The organism is Mitsuaria sp. BK037, from assembly GCF_014193045.1.
Taxonomy (GTDB): Bacteria; Pseudomonadota; Gammaproteobacteria; order Burkholderiales; family Burkholderiaceae_C; genus Roseateles.
On record NZ_JACHYS010000001.1, the window covers coordinates 1,584,149 to 1,601,382 of the forward strand.

Annotated in this window: 14 protein-coding genes; 12 read left to right on the plus strand and 2 right to left on the minus strand. The window is 72.0% G+C overall.

Annotation, left to right across the window (positions count from 1 at the left end):
* Positions 1-34 precede the first annotated feature (34 nt).
* From FHT37_RS06550 to FHT37_RS06590, 9 genes are read left to right on the plus strand one after another with little or no spacing between them, the layout of a single operon-like run.
* Positions 35-1,609 (plus strand): sugar ABC transporter ATP-binding protein, encoded by a 1,575-nt coding sequence (locus FHT37_RS06550; RefSeq protein ID WP_183479618.1) that lies wholly within the window; start codon positions 35-37, stop codon positions 1,607-1,609.
* Complete coding sequence (locus FHT37_RS06555; RefSeq protein ID WP_091724662.1) at positions 1,606-2,589, plus strand: ABC transporter permease; 984 nt, start codon at positions 1,606-1,608, stop codon at positions 2,587-2,589. Before FHT37_RS06550 ends, FHT37_RS06555 begins: the two co-directional genes overlap by 4 nt.
* 53 nt (positions 2,590-2,642) lie before the next feature.
* On the plus strand, positions 2,643-3,617 hold the full coding sequence (locus FHT37_RS06560; RefSeq protein WP_147241699.1) for an ABC transporter substrate-binding protein: 975 nt from the start codon (positions 2,643-2,645) through the stop codon (positions 3,615-3,617).
* Positions 3,618-3,676: 59 nt separating this feature from the next.
* Positions 3,677-4,690, plus strand: a complete 1,014-nt coding sequence (locus FHT37_RS06565; RefSeq protein WP_183479620.1) for an aldo/keto reductase — start codon at positions 3,677-3,679, stop codon at positions 4,688-4,690.
* Position 4,691: 1 nt separating this feature from the next.
* The gene (locus FHT37_RS06570; protein WP_183479622.1) at positions 4,692-5,537 is read left to right on the plus strand and encodes an amidohydrolase; all 846 of its coding nucleotides are present in this window, start codon (positions 4,692-4,694) and stop codon (positions 5,535-5,537) included.
* A complete protein-coding gene (locus FHT37_RS06575) occupies positions 5,531-6,541 on the plus strand; it encodes a zinc-binding alcohol dehydrogenase family protein (RefSeq protein ID WP_183479624.1) in 1,011 nt (336 codons plus the stop codon). Before FHT37_RS06570 ends, FHT37_RS06575 begins: the two co-directional genes overlap by 7 nt.
* Entirely contained in the window at positions 6,535-7,680 is a 1,146-nt protein-coding gene (locus FHT37_RS06580) for a mannitol dehydrogenase family protein (RefSeq protein ID WP_183479626.1), read from the plus strand. Before FHT37_RS06575 ends, FHT37_RS06580 begins: the two co-directional genes overlap by 7 nt.
* Before the next feature lie 14 nt (positions 7,681-7,694).
* The gene (locus FHT37_RS06585) at positions 7,695-8,024 is read left to right on the plus strand and encodes an L-rhamnose mutarotase (protein ID WP_183479628.1); all 330 of its coding nucleotides are present in this window, start codon (positions 7,695-7,697) and stop codon (positions 8,022-8,024) included.
* Positions 8,014-9,591 (plus strand): UxaA family hydrolase, encoded by a 1,578-nt coding sequence (locus FHT37_RS06590; RefSeq protein ID WP_183479630.1) that lies wholly within the window; start codon positions 8,014-8,016, stop codon positions 9,589-9,591. The genes FHT37_RS06585 and FHT37_RS06590 overlap by 11 nt, the downstream gene beginning before the upstream one ends.
* Before the next feature lie 10 nt (positions 9,592-9,601).
* Here FHT37_RS06590 and FHT37_RS06595 read toward each other — a convergent pair whose 3' ends face one another.
* On the minus strand, positions 9,602-10,330 hold the full coding sequence (locus tag FHT37_RS06595) for a FadR/GntR family transcriptional regulator (protein ID WP_147242367.1): 729 nt from the start codon (positions 10,328-10,330) through the stop codon (positions 9,602-9,604).
* Positions 10,331-10,440: 110 nt separating this feature from the next.
* On the opposite strand from FHT37_RS06595, the gene FHT37_RS06600 reads away from it, so the two are divergent.
* Entirely contained in the window at positions 10,441-11,973 is a 1,533-nt protein-coding gene (locus FHT37_RS06600) for an alpha-N-arabinofuranosidase (RefSeq protein WP_183479632.1), read from the plus strand.
* 131 nt (positions 11,974-12,104) lie between these two features.
* Here the strand turns inward: FHT37_RS06600 and FHT37_RS06605 are convergent, their stop codons facing one another.
* Positions 12,105-12,743 (minus strand): FadR/GntR family transcriptional regulator, encoded by a 639-nt coding sequence (locus FHT37_RS06605; RefSeq protein WP_183479634.1) that lies wholly within the window; start codon positions 12,741-12,743, stop codon positions 12,105-12,107.
* Between the two features lie 215 nt (positions 12,744-12,958).
* On the opposite strand from FHT37_RS06605, the gene FHT37_RS06610 reads away from it, so the two are divergent.
* Both FHT37_RS06610 and FHT37_RS06615 read left to right on the plus strand, forming a co-directional pair.
* Complete coding sequence (locus tag FHT37_RS06610) at positions 12,959-14,464, plus strand: tryptophan halogenase family protein (protein WP_183479636.1); 1,506 nt, start codon at positions 12,959-12,961, stop codon at positions 14,462-14,464.
* A 26-nt stretch (positions 14,465-14,490) separates the two neighbouring features.
* The gene (locus tag FHT37_RS06615) at positions 14,491-17,148 is read left to right on the plus strand and encodes a glycoside hydrolase family 2 TIM barrel-domain containing protein (RefSeq protein WP_183479638.1); all 2,658 of its coding nucleotides are present in this window, start codon (positions 14,491-14,493) and stop codon (positions 17,146-17,148) included.
* Positions 17,149-17,234 lie beyond the last annotated feature (86 nt).

A 17,234-nucleotide genomic window follows, 5' to 3' on the forward strand; every position in this document is an offset into this window, starting at 1 on the left:
CCGCCCGGCCGCATGCGATGGGAGGCTTGCGCCGATGAACGCGCTGCCCGACACGTCCCCCCTCCCCGCCCTCCCCGCGCTGCTGGGCATGCGCGGCGTGTGCAAGCGTTTCGACAACGTCGTCGCGCTCGCCGATGTCGCGCTGGAGGTCCATCGCGGCGAGGTCCATGCGATCTGCGGCGAGAACGGCGCCGGCAAATCCACGCTGATGAAGGTGCTCAGCGGCGTGCATGCGCCCGACGACGGCGAGCTGCGCATCGATGGCGAGCCGGTGCGCCTGGAGGGCCTCGCGCATGCGCAGCGCCTGGGCATCGTGATGATCCACCAGGAGCTGAACCTGGTGCCGCAGCTCACGGTGGCCGAGAACATCTGGCTGGGCCGCGAGCCGCGGCGCGGCTGGTTCGTCGACCGGCAGCGCCAGCGGGACGGCGCGCGCGCCTGCCTGGCCCGGCTGGGCGCCGACATCGATCCGGACGCCCTGGTCGCGACGCTGCCGATCGCGCAGCGGCAGCTGGTCGAGATCGCCAAGGCGCTGTCGCTCCAGGCGCGGCTGCTGATCATGGACGAGCCGACCTCCTCGCTCGGCGAGGCCGACGCGGCGCGGCTGCTGCAGGTCGTGCGCGAGCTGCGGCGCGAGGGCGTGGGCATCCTCTACATCTCGCACCGGCTCGATGAACTCGAGCGCATCGCCGACCGCGTCACCGTGCTGCGCGACGGCCGGTACATCGCGACCCGCCACTGGCACGAGACCTCGATCGACGAGATCGTCAGCCTGATGGTGGGCCGCGAGCTCCACCAGCAGTTCCCGCCGGCCACGCGGCAGCCGGTCGACGAGGTGCTGCTGCGCGTGCGCGGCCTGCGGCGCCACGGCGTCTTCGGGCCGCTGGACTTCGAGCTGCGGCGCGGCGAGATCCTGGGTTTCGCGGGCCTGGTCGGCGCTGGTCGCACCGAGACCGCCCGCGCGCTCTTCGGGGCCGACCCGCTGGACGGCGGCGAGATCGAGCTCGGCGGACAAGCCCTGGACATCCGCTGCCCGCGCGACGCGATCGAGGCCGGCATCGCCTATGTCTCCGAGGACCGCAAGGCCCACGGTCTGGCGGTGGCCATGAGCGTCGCCCACAACATCACGATGGCCAACCTGGGCGCGCTGACCCGCGGGCTCGGCCTCATCGACGCGGCGCGCGAGCGGGAGACCGCCGAGCGCTTCATCCGGCAGCTGCAGATCCGCACGCCCTCGCCGGACCAGATCGCGCGGCTGCTCTCCGGCGGCAACCAGCAGAAGGTGGTCATCGCCAAGTGGCTGTTCCGCCAGGCGCGGGTGATCGTCTTCGACGAGCCCACGCGCGGCATCGATGTCGGCGCGAAATACGCCATCTATGCGCTGATGGACGAGCTGGCGGCCCAGGGCGTCGGCGTTGTGCTCATCAGCTCCGACCTGCCCGAGATCTTCGGCCTGACCGACCGCATCGCGGTGTTCCGCCAGGGCCGCATCGCCGGCGTGCTGGACACGCGCGGCAGCAGCCAGCAGGACGTGATGCACCTGGCCTCGGTCGGCCCGGCTTCCCCATCCCCAGCGCCGGACGCGGCGCCCGAGACGACTGCCCCATGAACGAACGACAGAAAGACCTGCTCCAGAAGTTCGCCGCGCTGGCCGGCCTGCTGGCGCTCGTGCTGGTGTTCTCGCTGACCAGCAACGCCTTCTTCAGCGTGGGCAACGCGATGACGGTGTCGCTGCAGGTCAGCACCATCGTCTACCTCGGCCTGGGCGCCACGCTGGTCATCCTGACCGGCGGCATCGACCTGTCGGTAGGTTCGGTGCTGGCCCTGTCGGGCGTGACGGCCGGGCTGCTGGTCAAGCAGGGCCTGCCGGTGGCGCCCGCGATGGCCGCCGGCATCGTGGTGGGCGGGCTGTGCGGCGCCGTCAACGGGCTCTGCGTGACGCGGCTGCGCCTGCCGCCCTTCATCGCGACGCTGGGCATGATGCTGGTGGCGCGCGGCCTGGCGCTGCAGCTGACCGACGCGCGCGCCGTCTCTGGCCTGGGCGAGGCCTTCGGCGTGCTGGGCAACGGCGCGCTGTGGCGCATCGAGGAGATCGATGCGCAGGGCTTCCCCAACGTGATCTTTCCCGGCATCCCCTACCCGGTGCTGCTGATGGTGGCGCTGGCGGTGATCGTGGGGCTGCTGCTGCGCCGCACGCTGCTGGGCCGGCACCTGCATGCGGTGGGCTCCAACGCCGAGGCCGCACGCCTGTCGGGCGTCCACGTGGCGCGCGTGGCGATGTTCGCCTACACCTGCTCCGGCGCCCTGGCCGGCCTGTGCGGCTGCGTGCTGATGTCGCGCCTGGTGACCGCGCAGCCCAACGAGGGCGTGATGTACGAGCTCGACGCCATCGCCGCCGCGGTCATCGGCGGCACCTCGCTGAGCGGCGGCGTGGGCAGCGTGTCCGGCACCGTCATCGGCGCCTTCGTCATCGGCGTGCTGCGCAACGGCCTGAACATGAACGGCGTGTCGGCGTTCTCGCAGCAGATCATCATCGGCCTGGTCATCCTCCTCACCGTGTGGATCGACCAGCTCCGCAACCGGCGCTGAAGACCGGCGCAGAACACCGGCGCAAGACCGGCACATCCCACCAGGAGACCCGCATGCCCCGCATCCCCTCGTCCCTCGCTCCCTTTGCGATCCGTGCGCTGCGGCGCGCGCTGCTCGGTGCCGGCCTCGCGCTGCTGGGCGCGAGCGCCCAGGCCGGCGAGATCGCCGTCATCGTCAAGACCACCAACTCCAGCTTCTGGCAGAACGTCAACAAGGGCGCCGACGCGGCGATCAAGGAGACCACCGGCCACACGCTGACCTTCTCCGGCCCGGCGTCGGAATCGGCGGTCGCCGACCAGGTCAACCTGGTGGAGAACGCGGTCAACCGCCGCGTCGCGGGCATCGTGCTCGCGCCGTCCGACCCCGATGCGCTGGTGCCGGCCATCAAGCGCGCGTGGGAGGCCCGCATCCCCGTGGTGCTGATCGACTCCCGGGTGTCCGACGCCGGCAAGACCTACTACCAGTCCTTCCTGTCCACGGACAACATCGCGGCGGGCGAGCTCTGCGCCAAGGCGCTGATCGCGCGCGTCGGCACCACCGGCAAGGTGGCGCTCATGTCCTACGTGGCCGGCGCGGGCTCGGAGGCGGACCGTGTCGGCGGCTTCAAGCGCTACCTGCAGGCCCACTCGAAGCTGGAGATCGTCGGCCCGTACTACTCGCAGTCGCAGATGGCCACCGCGATGAACCAGACCACCGACGTGCTGGCGGCCCATCGCGACCTCAAGGCCCTGTTCGGCGCGAACGAGCCGACCGCGGTCGGCATGGGCCGCGCGCTGGTGCAGAGCGGTCGCGCCGGCCAGGTGGTGGCCATCGGTTTCGACGGCAACCAGGACCTGCAGAAGTTCGTCCAGGACGGCACGCTGGAGGGCATCGCGGTGCAGAGCTCGTTCCGCATGGGCTACCTGGGCGTCAAGACGGTGGACGAGTTGCTGCAGCGCAAGCCGGTGCCCAAGTTCCGCGACACCGGCGTGGTCTGGGTCAACAAGACCAACCTGCAATCGCCCGAGGCCCGGGCGGTCCTCTACTGATGACCGTCGTGCTTTCGCCCCTGGCGCCCCCGCCCCTCGCCGATCGCGCAGCCGCCGTCATGCCCGCACCGGACCGTCCCTTGCGCCAGGCCCTGCGCGCCAGCCCCCTGGGCCTGGGCGCGGCCGCGCTGGCGGGGCTCTACGACGCGGTCGACGAGGCCACGGCCACCGCGACGCTGCAGGCGGCCTGGGACGCCGGCCTGCGCTGCATCGATACCGCGCCGTTCTACGGCTACACGCGCAGCGAGCACCGCGTCGGCGCCTTCCTGGCCGGACGGCCGCGCGACGGGCTGGTGCTCTCGACCAAGGTGGGGCGCCTGCTGCGGCCCGACGCGAGCGTGCAGCCCGGCAGCGACGGCTGGGCCGATCCGCTGCCCTTCCGCCCCGTCTTCGACTACAGCTACGACGGCGTGATGCGCTCGTTCGAGGACAGCCTGGCGCGCCTGGGCGGCGCGCGCATCGACCTGCTGCTGGTGCATGACATCGGCCGCGCCACCCACGGCCAGCAGCACGGGCGCCACTGGCGCGCGCTCACCCAGGGCCGGGGCTTTCGCGCGCTCGAGTCGCTGCGCGACCAGGGCGCGGTGCAGGCCATCGGGCTGGGGGTGAATGAATGGGAGGTGGCCTGGGATGCGCTGTCGGCCGCGCCGATCGACTGCGTGCTGCTGGCCGGCCGCTACACGCTGCTGGAACAGGGGGCGCTCGGTTTCATGGACCGCTGCGTGGCGGACGGCGTGGACGTCCTCATTGGCGGGCCGTTCAACTCCGGGCTGCTGGCGGGCCAGGCCAGGTACGACTACGGCGCCGTGCCGGCGGCGGTGCGCGAGCGCGCCGAGGCGCTGGCCGCCGTCTGCGCCGAATTCGAGGTGCCCCTGCCGGCGGCCGCGCTGCAGTTCCCGCTGGCCCATCCGGCGGTGGCGAACGTGCTGTCGGGCATGCGTTCGCCGGACCAGGTGCGGCGCAACGTCGACTGGATGCGGCAGCCGATTCCCGGCGCGCTGTGGCACGCCTTGCGCGATCGCGGCCTGATCCATGCCGGCGTGCCGCTGCCGGACGAACCGGGGGCGGGCTGACATGCGGGTCGATGCCCACCAGCATTTCTGGCGCCTCGCCGACCGCGAGGGGCAATGGCCGCCGCCGTCGCTGGCGGCCATCCACCGGGACTTCGGCCCGGAGGACCTCGAGCCGCAACTGCGCGCCTGCGGCATCGACGCGACGGTGCTGGTGCAGTCGCTGCCCAGCGTCGAGGACACGCGCTGGATGCTGTCCGTCGCGGCGCGGACGCCCTGGGTGCGCGGCGTGGTCGGCTGGGTCGACTTCAAGGCGACCGACGCCGCGGCGCAGATCGACGAGCTGGCGCGCGACCCCGCGCTCAGGGGCCTGCGACCGATGCTGCAGGACCTGCCGCGGGACGACTGGATCGACGATCCGGCCTGCGCGCCCGCGGCCGCCGCGATGCAGCGGCACGACCTGGTCTTCGACGCGCTGGTGCTGCCGCGCCAGCTTCCCGCGCTGGGCCGCTTCGCCCGGCGCCATCCCGGCCTGCGCCTGGTCGTCGACCATGCCGCCAAGCCCTTCATCGCGCGCGGCGAGCTCGAGCCCTGGCGCACCGACCTCGCCGCGCTGGCCGCCCTGCCCCAGGTCCACTGCAAGGTCTCCGGCCTGCTGACCGAGGCGGGGGACCGCCTCGACGACGCGGCGCTGCGGCCCTACGTGCAGGCGCTGTGGGAGCTCTTCGGTCCGCGCCGGCTGCTGTGGGGCAGCGACTGGCCCGTGCTGCGCCTGGCCGCAGACTACGCGCCCTGGTGGCACCAGGCGCAGCGCCTGGCCAGCCAGCTCCACCCCGCACCGGCCGCCGCCGACCTGGATGCCCTGTTTGGCGGCAATGCCGCCGCCCTCTACCGCCTCACGCCATGCTGACCGTCCTCTGCGAATCCCCGGGCACCCTTGCCGTCCACCATCGTCCCAAGCCGCAACGCCAAACCGGCGAGGTGCTGCTGCGCGTCCGCCGCGTGGGCGTGTGCGGGACCGACCTCCACATCTTCACCGGCCACCAGCCCTACCTCGCCTACCCGCGGGTCATGGGGCATGAACTGTCCGGCGTGGTCGAGGAGGCGGATCCCGACAGCGGCCTGCAGCCCGGCGACACCGTGTATGCGATGCCCTACCTGTCCTGCGGCCGCTGCCGGGCCTGCCGGCAGGGCAAGTCCAACTGCTGCGTGCAGATGCAGGTGCTGGGCGTGCATCGCGACGGCGCCTTCACCGAGTACCTCTGCCTGCCCCGCCGCTTCGTCGGCAAGGCGGACGGCCTCACGCTGGACCAGGCCGCGATGGTGGAGTTCCTGGCCGTCGGGGCGCACGCGGTGCGTCGCGGCGAGGTCGGCGCCGGGCAGCGCGTGCTGGTGGTGGGGGCCGGTCCGATCGGGCTGGGCGCGATGCTGTTTGCCGCCCTGCGCGGCGCCACCGTGGTGGCGCTGGACAGCCGGCGGGACCGGCTCGAGGTCGCGCGCGCCCACGCCGGCATCGCGGCCGCGGTGCCGCTGGGCGACGGCGACGAGGCCGAACTCGCGCGGCTGACCGACGGCGAGTTCTTCGACGTGGTGTTCGACGCCACCGGCAATCCGCAGGCGATGGAGCGCGGCTTCCGTTTCATCGCGCATGGCGGCCGCTACGTGCTGCTGTCCATCGTGCAGGGCGACATCCGCTTCTCCGATCCGGAGTTCCACAAGCGCGAGGCCACGCTGCTCAGCAGCCGCAACGCCACGATGGAGGACTTCGACACCGTGATCGCCGCGATGCGCGCGGGCCAGGTGCCGCATGCCGCGCTGGCGACGCATCGCCTGGCGCTGGGCGACCTGCCGGCGCGCTTCCCCGACCTGCTCGATCCCGGGCAAGGCGTGATCAAGGCGCTGGTCGAATGCTGAGCCCTGGCCTGGACGGTGCGCCGCCGATCCTTCAATTCGGCACCGGGCGCTTCCTGCAGGCCCATGTGGACCTGCTCGTCAGCGAGGCGGCGGAGACCGGCGACGCGCTGGGCGGCATCACCGTGGTGCAGAGCACCGACCATCCGGCCAGCACCCGCCGCGCGCGGGAACTGGCCCGCGCGCAGGGGTTTCCCGTCGTGCTGCGCGGTCTGGTCGGCGGCGTGCCGGTGGAGATGCAGCGCACCTGCCGCTCGGTGCGCGAGGTCCTGCATGCCGCCGCCGACTGGCCCGCGGTGCGCGAGCGCGTGCGCGGACCGGTGCGAGTGATCGTGTCCAACACCGGCGACGAGGGCTGGGCGCTGTCGCTGCGCGACGGCCCGGCGCTGCTGGCCGACGCGGCGCCCGCGCCCGAGGCCTTCCCGGCCCGGCTGCTGGTGCTGCTGCACGACCGCTGGCAGGCGGCCCCGGACGCCGGGCTGACGCTGCTGCCCTGCGAGCTGGTCTCGCGCAACGGCGCCGTCCTGGGCGACCTGGTGGTGGCCCTGGCGCGGTCCTGGCACTGCCCGCCGGCCTTCATCGACTGGCTGCTCGGCCACGTCGTCTGGGCCAGCTCGCTGGTCGACCGCATCGTGGCCCAGGCCCTGGAGCCGGTCGGCGCGGTGGCCGAGCCCTATGCGCTGTGGGCCGTGCAGGCCCAGCCGGGCCTGCAGCTGCCGTGCCGGCACCCGGCGCTCATCGTGACCGAGGACCTCGCGCGCCATGAACGGCTCAAGCTCTTCCTGCTCAACCTGGGCCACACGATGCTGGCGGAGCTCTGGCGCGTCCTCGACCGGGCGCCGGACATGACGGTGCGGCAGGCCATGGAAGACCCCGCGCTGCGCCAGCCGCTCGAGGACACCTGGCAGGAGGAGGTGCTGCCGGTGCTGGCGGCGCTCGGGCAAGGCGATGAGGCGCTCGTCTACCTGGACGGCCTGCGCGACCGCTTGCTCAACCCCTTCCTCGAGCACCGGCTCGCCGACATCGCGCAGCACCACGCGAGCAAGAAGGCCCGCCGCCTGCTGCCGGTGGTCGAGCTGGCGCGGCGGCATGTGCCGGCGCTGTCCCAGTCGCGGCTGCGGACCGCCCTCAGGACCTCGTGATCAAGGGGCAGGACATGGAACGCATGGGCATGGTGATCGGCATCGCGCCGGAGCACATCGCCGAATACAAGCGCCTGCACGCGGCCGTCTGGCCGGCGGTGCTGGCCCGGCTGGCGGCGTCGAACGTGCGCAACTACAGCATCTTCCTGCGCGAGCCGGAGCACCTGCTGTTCAGCTACTGGGAGTACCACGGCAGCGACTATGCGGCCGACATGGCCGCCATCGCCGCGGACCCCGAGACCCAGCGCTGGTGGACCTTCTGCGGCCCCTGCCAGCGCCCGCTGGACAGCCGGGCCGAGGGCGAGCACTGGGCCGCGATGGAGCAGGTGTTCCATGTCGACTGAATCGCCGGGCGAAGGCGCCGCCGTGGATCCAGGGACCCTGCCGGCCTCGGCGCTGATCGTCCTGCATCCGGACGACAACATCGCGGTCGCGCGGTTCGCGCTGCCCGCCGGCGCACGCATCGCCCGCCCCCACGGGCCCACGCTGCCAGTGCTGGCGCCGATCGAGGCCGCGCACAAGGTCGCGCTGCGCGCGATCGGGCGCGGCGAGCTGGTGCTCAAGTACGGCCAGCCCATCGGCCTGGCCAGCGCGCCGATCGAGCCCGGCGCCCACGTGCATGGGCACAACCTCGAGATGGCCGAGGTGATGCCGCCGCGAGCGGCGGCGCAGGCCGCGGACGCCGCGGCTGCCGTGATGCCCGTCGACTCGGCGGCGACCTTCGAGGGCTACCGGCGCGCGGATGGCCGCGTCGGCACCCGCAACTACATCGGCGTCATCGCGTCGGTGAACTGCTCCGCGACCGTCTGCAAGGCGATCGCGCAGGTCTTCCAGGGGCCGGGCCTGCCGGCGGGCGTGGACGGCGTGGTGGCCATCACCCACGGCAGCGGCTGCGGCATGAGCGCGGAGGGCGACGGCCTGGTGCTGCTGCAGCGGACGCTGCGCGGTTATGCGGCGCATCCCAACTTCGCCGCCGTGCTGCTGGTCGGCCTGGGCTGCGAGGTCAACCAGATCGAGCCGCTCGTCCAGGCGCTGCCGGCGGCCACCCGCGAACGCCTGCGCCTGCTGACCATCCAGGAGGCCGGCGGCACCCGGGAAGCCGTCGAGCAAGGCCAGGCGCTGGTGCGCGAGCTCGCCGAGCAGGCGGGGCTGGCGCGCCGCAGCACGGTGCCGATGTCGGCGCTGGTGGTGGGGCTGCAGTGCGGCGGGTCGGACGGTTACTCGGGCATCAGCGCCAATCCCGCGCTGGGCGCCGCGGTCGACCTGCTGGTGCGCCATGGCGGCACCGCCCTCCTGTCGGAGACGCCGGAGATCCATGGCGCCGAACACCTGCTGACCGCGCGGGCCGCGTCGCCCGAGGTCGCCCGGCGACTGCTGGACCGCCTGCAGTGGTGGGAGCAGTACGCCGCGCGCCACGGCGCGCGGCTGGACAACAACCCCTCGCCCGGCAACAAGGCGGGCGGCATCACCACCATCCTGGAGAAGTCGCTGGGCGCGGTCGCCAAGGGCGGTGGCAGCCCGCTGAACGACGTGATCGAGTACGCCGAGCCGGTCCGCGCGCGCGGTCTGGTCTTCATGGACACGCCGGGCTACGACCCGGTGTCGGCGACGGGTCAGGTGGCGGGCGGCGCCACGCTGATCTGCTTCACCACCGGCCGCGGCTCGACCTACGGCTGCAAGCCGACGCCCTCGCTGAAGCTGGCCACGACCACCACGCTGTTCGAGCGCATGCGGCTGGACATGGACTTCAATGCCGGCGGCATCGTCGACGGCACGCAGACCGTGGCCGAGGCCGGCGAGGCGCTCTTCCAGCTGATGCGCGAGACCGCCTCGGGCCGCCGCACCCTCAGCGAGGAACACGGCCTGGGCGACAACGAGTTCGTGCCCTGGCAGCTCGGGGCGGTGATGTGAGCGCCGCGGCTCAGAGCATCAGGGCGCCGCGCGACGGGATCTCCGCGGCATCGCCGGTCCAGCGCGCATGCGAGGCGATCAGGTGACGGCAGATCGCCGCCGACGCGGCCTGCGGGTCTCGGGCCTCCAGCGCCTGGTAGATGGCCTCGTGCTCGGCCAGCGCGTCCTTCCAGGTGTCGTTCGACTCGATCTGGCCGCTCATGTGCAGCGACAGCGGGCTGTGGCGGCCATCGAAGAGCGATCCGACCATGTCGACGAGGACCGAATTGCCGCTCATCTCCGCGATGCTCAGGTGGAAGCGGCGGTCCGCCTCCACCGGCTTGAGCCCGCCGGCCAGTTCCGCGCGCATCGCGTCCAGGGCTTCCTGCACGCGCTGCAGTCCCGCCTTGGTGACGCGGGCCGCGGCCAGCGTGATCACGGCGCTCTCCAGCACCAGCCGCGCGTGCATCAGTTCCGCCGGGCTGTCGCCCAGGGACGGCGTCCCGTTGTCCGCCAGCGGGCGGACGCTGGTCACATAGACGCCGGAGCCGCCGCGGATCTCGATCCGGCCCTCGATCTCCAGCGCGATCAGCGCCTCGCGCAGCGAGGGTCGCGACACCCCCAGCTGCAGCGCCAGTTCCCGCTCCGCCGGCAGGCGCGCCCCGGCGGAAAAGCCGCCGGTCTCGATGAGGGACCGGATGCGGTCGGCAACCAACTGGTATTGCCGGCGGGTCTCGCCGCCGCGGTGTGGCATGGCCATGCTCTTCCCAACGCTCTCAAGTGGACTGACCAATGGTAGCGCTCTCAAGCGGCCTCCCGATTCGACGGATCCCCAAGAACCCAGGCGTCAAGCGCCATGAGAAGAGACAGATGACGCAGTTGCTTTCCCTCGCGGCGCTGAGCTGCACCCTCCTGACCACGGCGGCCCCGGCCCAGACCGCCCCGACCGCGCCGGCGCAGGCGCGCCTCGATCTCGGCCAGGACGCCGCCGGCCCGGCGATCGACCCCGCCGTCTACGGCCATTTCGTCGAGCACATGGGCACCGGCGTCTATGGCGGCCTCTGGGTCGGCCCGGAGTCCCCCATTCCCAACACCCGGGGCTGGCGCAATGACGTCGTGCAGGCGCTGAGACAGGTCGGCATCCCGGTGATGCGCTGGCCGGGCGGCTGCTTCGCCGACGACTACGACTGGCGCGACGGCATCGGCGATCCGGCGAAACGGCCGGTCCGGGTCAACCGCTGGTGGGGCGGCACGGAAAGCAACCGCGTCGGCACCCACGAGTTCATGGACCTGGCCGAGCAGCTCGGCAGCGAGGCCTACCTCGCCGGCAACATGGGCTCGATGCCGCCGCGCGCGCTGAGCCAGTGGCTGGAGTACATGACCGCCGACGGCGCCTCCACGCTGGCCGAGGAGCGCCGCCGCAACGGCCGCGAGCAGCCGTGGAAGGTCAAGTACGTCGGCGTCGGCAACGAGAGCTGGGGCTGCGGCGGCAACATGCGCGGCGAGTACCAGTCCGACCTGCACAACCGCTACGCCACCTTCCTGAACCAGGTGGTGCGCGTGGCCTCCGGCGATGGGGAAGGCAACGACCAGCTGGTCGAGGTGCTGATGGCGCGTTCGGGCAAGCACATGGACGCGTTCACGCTGCATTACTACACGATGCCCGGAGACTGGTCCGCCAAGGGCGCGGCGACCGGATTCGACGCCACCGCCTGGGCGCGCACGCTGAAGTCGGCCATGGGCATCGACGGCCGCATCGCCGCCGTCTCGCGCATCATGGACAAGCATGACCCGACGCGTCGCATCGGCCTGTATGTCGACGAATGGGGCAGCTGGTACGACACGCCGCCCGGCGCGCCGGCGCTGCACCAGCAGAACTCGCTGCGCGACGCGCTGATCGCGGCGCTCAGCTTCAATGTCTTCCATCGCCATACCGACCGGGTCCGGATGGCCAACATCGCGCAGATGGTCAACGTGCTGCAGGCCATGGTGCTGACCGACGGCCCGTCCATGGTGCTCACCCCGACCTATCACGCCTTCGACCTGTACCGGCCGTTCCGCGGCGCGACGCCGCTGCGCGCCACGCTGACGACGCCCCGCTTCCGCATCGCCGATGTCGAGCTGCCGGCGGTGGACGTCAGCGCGGCCCGCACGCCGGACGGCCAGGTCGTTCTGGCGCTCGTCAACCTGGATCCGAAGCAGCCGGCGCAGCTCGCCACCGGCCTGAAGCGCGCGGCGCACGGCCGGCTGCTGACCGCCCCCGCGATCGATGCCCACAACACCGTGGCGCAGCCCCGCGCGGTGGTGCCGGTCCCGTTCGATGCCTTGCCCGGCAAGGACGGCCTGACGCTGACGCTGCCGCCGGCCTCGATCGCCGTCGTCACGCTGTCGGCTGCGCCCTGACCGCCAGCGGAGGCCAGACCCGCCCGCCGGTCCTGGCGCGCGGGCCGGTCGTCGCCGCGCCGCAAGGCGCTTCAGTCGGACACGCCGGCCCAGCGGTCGTGGGCCGCGAGCAGGTGACGGCACATCGCCGCCTAGGCCGCCTGCGGATCGCGCGACTCGAGCGCGCGCAGGATGGCTTCGTGCTCGTCCAGCGCGTCCCGCCACGGTGGGGTCACCGACTCGATGCGACCGCTCATGCGGGTGGAGATCGCGCCGTGGCGCCCGTCGAACAGGGTCCCCACCACGCCGGCCAGCACCAGATTGCCGCTCATCTCGGCGATGCTCACGTGAAAGCGACGATCCGCCTCGACCGGCTTGCGCCCCGCGGCGACATCGGCGCGCATCGCCTCGAGCGCGTCGCGGACGCGATCCAGCGAGGCCTTGTCGACCCGCGCCGCCGCCAGCGTGGCCACGGCGCTTTCCACCACCACCCGCGCATGCATCAGCTCCGCGGGGCTTTCCCCGAGCGTCGGCGTCGCGCCGAGCTCCTCCGGCGCGGCGCAGACATAGACGCCGGAGCCGCCCCGGATTTCGATCCGGCCCTCGATCTCGAGCGCGATCAGCGCCTCGCGCAACGAAGGACGCGACACGCCGAGCTGCTGGGCGAGCTCGCGTTCCCCCGGCAGCCTCGCGCCGGCGAGGTAGGCCCCATCGCGGATCAGCACGCGGACCCGGTCGGCCACGACCTGGTATTGCCGGCGGACCTCGCCGCCGTACGGATGTTGTGCCATGGCTCCCTGCGCGCGAAAACGCGACTCCTGTCCTTGTGGGCCTTTTATAGGGGGAGCCCTCGCCCCCGAGGAACAGGGTATCTACCGGTCTGACCAACAAAACATCATGGCAAAGTGGTAATACCAAAAATTGGGCGAGGCCATCGTGGCGTTGGCATCGCCCGCGCGAGGCTGCGCGCGTGCGTCGGCGCCGGCTTGCGAAAGAGGAGAAGCAGATGGTCCAACGCATCGTGATCGTGGGCGGCGGCGCCGCCGGCTGGATGACCGCCGCCGCGCTGGCGTCGAGTCGGCAGGGGCGCTGGTCGGTGACGCTGGTCGAGTCCGAGGAGATCGGCATCATCGGCGTCGGCGAGGCGACCTTCCCCTCGATCCGCGCCTTCAACGAGCGCATCGGCATCGACGAGGCGGAGTTCCTGCACGCCACCCACGGCAGCTACAAGCTGGGCATCGAGTTCCGCGACTGGCACAGCATCGGCGATCGCTATTTCCACACCTTCGGCAACTTCGGCAGCCTGCTCGGCCCCTACATGCTGTGGGGCCAGTACCGGCGCGCGGCCGATGCCTCGCTGGGCGAGCTCGGCGAGCAATGCCTGCCCACGGCGATGGCGATGCAGGGCCGCTTCGTGGTGCCCGACGAGGACGGCGGCGCGCCCTACAAGTACGCCTACCACTTCGACGCGATGCTGTATGCGGCCTTCCTGCGCGAGTGGTCGATGCGCCGGGGCGCACGGCGCATCGAGGGCCGCATCGTCGAGGTGCTCCGGCGCGAGGACGGCGACGTCGAGCGGCTGCGCCTGGCCGACGGCCGCGAGGTCGAGGGCGACCTGTTCATCGACTGCTCGGGCTTCGCCTCGCTGCTGCTGGGGCGCGCGCTGAAGGAGCCCTTCGTCGATTTCAGCCACTGGCTGCCGGTCGACGGCGCCTGGGCCTGCCCCTGCGAGCGCGTCGGCGAGGCGCTGACGCCCTACACCCGCGCCACCGCGCTGGAGGGCGGCTGGGCGTGGCGCATCCCGCTGCAGAGCCGCACCGGCCATGGCCACGTCTTCAGCAGCCGGTACATCGACCCGGACGCCGCGCGCGCGCAGCTGATGGCGCAGCTCGACGGCAAGCCGCTGGCGGAGCCGCGGCTGCTGCGCTTCAGCACCGGTCACCGCGAGCGCTTCTGGGTCCGCAATGTCGTGGCGCTCGGGCTCTCCTCGGGTTTCCTGGAGCCGCTGGAGTCCACCAGCATCTTCCTCATCCAGACCAACCTGGCCCACCTGATGACGCTGCTCGAAGCGAAGGCGCCGATCGACGAGGCGGCGATCGACGCGTTCAACGCGCGCGGCACGCGCGAGTTCCGCCGCATCCGCGACTTCATCCTCCTGCACTACTGCCTCACCGCGCGCCGCGACAGCGCGCTCTGGCGCGACATGGCGACGATGGACCTGCCCGAGACCCTGGCCTACAAGATCGAACTCTGGCGCCATCACGGCGTGCTGCATCAGCAGCAGGACGAGGGCTTCGACGAGACCAGCTGGCTCGCGATCCACGCCGGCATGCGGCATTGGCCGCAGCGGACCGACCCGGTCCTGGAGGAACTGCCGCTGGACCACGCCCGCGACATCCTGCGGCAGCGTCGCGAGGCCATCGCCCGCGCCGTCGCGCCGCTGCCTCCGCATCACGCCTACCTCGCCAGACTCATGAACCTGGCGCAAGGCGCCGGAAGATCCACTCGATGACCACGCCGATCCCCTGTTTCCGCCCCATGACCACCCTGCCCGTCCTGGCCATCGCGCTGTGCGCCGCCCTGCTCGCGCCGCTGGCGCGCGCGGCGACCGCCGCTGTCCCCGCGACGACCACGGCTGCGGCGAGCGAGCGCACCAGCGAGCTCATCAACCGCGACTGGACCTTCACGCTCGGCGACCCGGCCGATGGCCAGGCCATCGACCGCGACACGGCGGACTGGCGCCGCGTGGATCTGCCGCATTCGTTCTCCGAGCCCTACTTCCTGGGCACCGGCTTCTATGTCGGCCATGGCTGGTACCGCAAGCAGCTGACGCTGCCCGCGTCCGTCGCGGGTCGGCGTGTCTCGCTGGAGTTCGACGGCGTCTTCCAGGACGCCGAAATCTTCGTCAACGGCCAGCGCGCCGGCCGCCACGTCGGCGGCTACACCGGCTTCAGCATCGACATCACCCCGTTCGCGACACCGGGGGCCAACCTGGTCGCCGTGCGGGTGAACAACGAATGGAACGCGCGGGTCGCGCCTCGCGCCGGCGAGCATGTGTTCTCCGGCGGCATCTATCGCAACGTGCGGCTGGTCATCACCGACCCCATCCATGTCGCGTGGTACGGCACCTTCGTCACCACGCCGCAGGTGTCGGACGAACGCGCCACCGTGCGCGTGCAGACCGAGGTGCGCAACGACCGCCCCCGCGCCGCGGCCCGGGTCGCGCTGGTGTCCGAGGTGCTCGACGCGACCGGCCGGCGCGTGGCCTCGCGGCGCAGCGAGCGCAGCGTGCCCGCCGCCACCACCGTCACCTACGACCAGACGATGCCCGCGATCCCGACCCCGCGGCTGTGGTCCCCCGACCATCCGCATCTCTACCGCATGATCAGCCGTCTGTACGTCGACGGTCGGCCGGTCGATCGCTTCGAGACGCCCTTCGGCATCCGCAGCCTCAGGTTCACCGCCGACCGCGGCTTTTTCCTCAATGGCAAGCACCTCTACCTGGTCGGCGCCAACGTGCACCAGGACCAGGCCGGCTGGGGCGACGGCGTGACCGACGGCGCCGCGCGCCGCGACGTCCGGATGATCAAGGACGCCGGCTTCAACTTCATCCGCGGCTCGCATTACCCGCACTCGCCAGCCTTCACGCAGGCGACCGACGAACTGGGCCTGCTGTTCTGGTCGGAGGCGCCCTTCTGGGGCATCGGCGGCTTCGGCGCCGATGGCAACTGGCTGTCCAGCGCCTATCCGCCGGACCCGGCCGATCGCCCCGCCTTCGAGGCCAGCGTGCTGCAGCAGGTCCAGGAGATGGTGCGCATCCACCGCAACCGGCCGTCGGTCTTCCTCTGGAGCGCCAGCAACGAGCCCTTCTTCACCAAGGGCGAGGCGATGCCGGCGATGCGCGACTTCCTGCGGCGCGAGGTGGCCTTCTTCCACCGCATCGATCCGACGCGCCCCGTGGCCATCGGCGGCGCCCAGCGCGGCGAGATCGACAAACTCGGCGACGTGGCCGGCTACAACGGCGACGGCGCCACGCTCTTCCTCGATCCGGGCGTGCCGTCCATCGTGTCGGAGTACGGGTCCACGATGGTAGACCGCCCGGGGGAGTACGAGCCCGGTTTCGGCCTGATGCCCGAGACGCCGGACCAGAAGGCCAAGGCCGGCGCCGCGCCGAGCGCCCCGGGCTCGCCCACCTACGCCTGGCGCTACCCGTGGCGCTCGGGCGAGGCGCTGTGGGCCGGTTTCGACCATGGCTCCATCGCCTCCATCGAGTTCGGCTCGATGGGCTTCATCGACTACTTCCGCCTGCCCAAGCGGCAGTACCACTGGTATCGCAACGCCTACGCCGGCGTGCCGCCGCCGGTCTGGCCGGTCGACGGCAAGCCTGCGCAACTGCACCTGGCGGCCAGCCAGACCGTCATCCACGGCACCCAAGGCCTGGACGACGCGCAGCTGGTGGTGTCGGTGCAGGACGAGGCGGGCCGCGCGCTGAGCAATTCACCGGACGTGACGCTGACCATCGTGAGCGGTCCGGGCAAGTTCCCGACAGGCCGCAGCATCCGCTTCAGCCACCAGTCCCTGGTCGCCATCCGCGACGGCCAGGCCGCGATCAGCTTCCGGTCCTACTTCGCCGGGCGCAGCGTCATCGAAGCGAGCTCGCCCGGCCTGAAGCCGGCGCGCATCGAGATCACGACCACCGGGCCCGATCCCTTCATCCCGGGGCAATCGCCGCTGGCGCCGGACCAGCCGGTCATCGCCTATCCACCGGTCACCCGCAAGGCCTTCGAGGGCGACCCGATCAACGTGACCATCAGCCGGCCGACCTCGACCAGCGGCTCCGCGCCCGGCCACGAGGCGCCGCTGGCCAACGACGACCAGCTGCAGACCGCGTGGCGCGCGGCCGCGAAGGACGGTCCGGCGTTCTGGGCCGTGGACCTGGAGAACCTGTACACGCTGCACTGGCTGTCGGTGATCCTGCCCGATGACCGGGCGCCCGACTTCGTCGTCGAGATCAGCAACAACGCCAGCGACTGGCGCCAGGTCGGCGAGGCCAAGGCCGGTCGGAAGAGCTATGAGTTCGCACTGTTCGAGCCGGTGGTCGCCGCGCGCTTCCTGCGCATCCGCTTCCCCGCCGTCACGCCCGACCATCCCGCCGCGCTCAGCGAAGTGCGGGTGATCGGCAAGCCGGCCAACTGACGATCGAGCCCTCGCGAGGCCAGCCGGCCTCGCGAGGTCCCACCACCGGACGGCGCGATCGAGCGCGCCGCCCGAGCCCTTCCTCC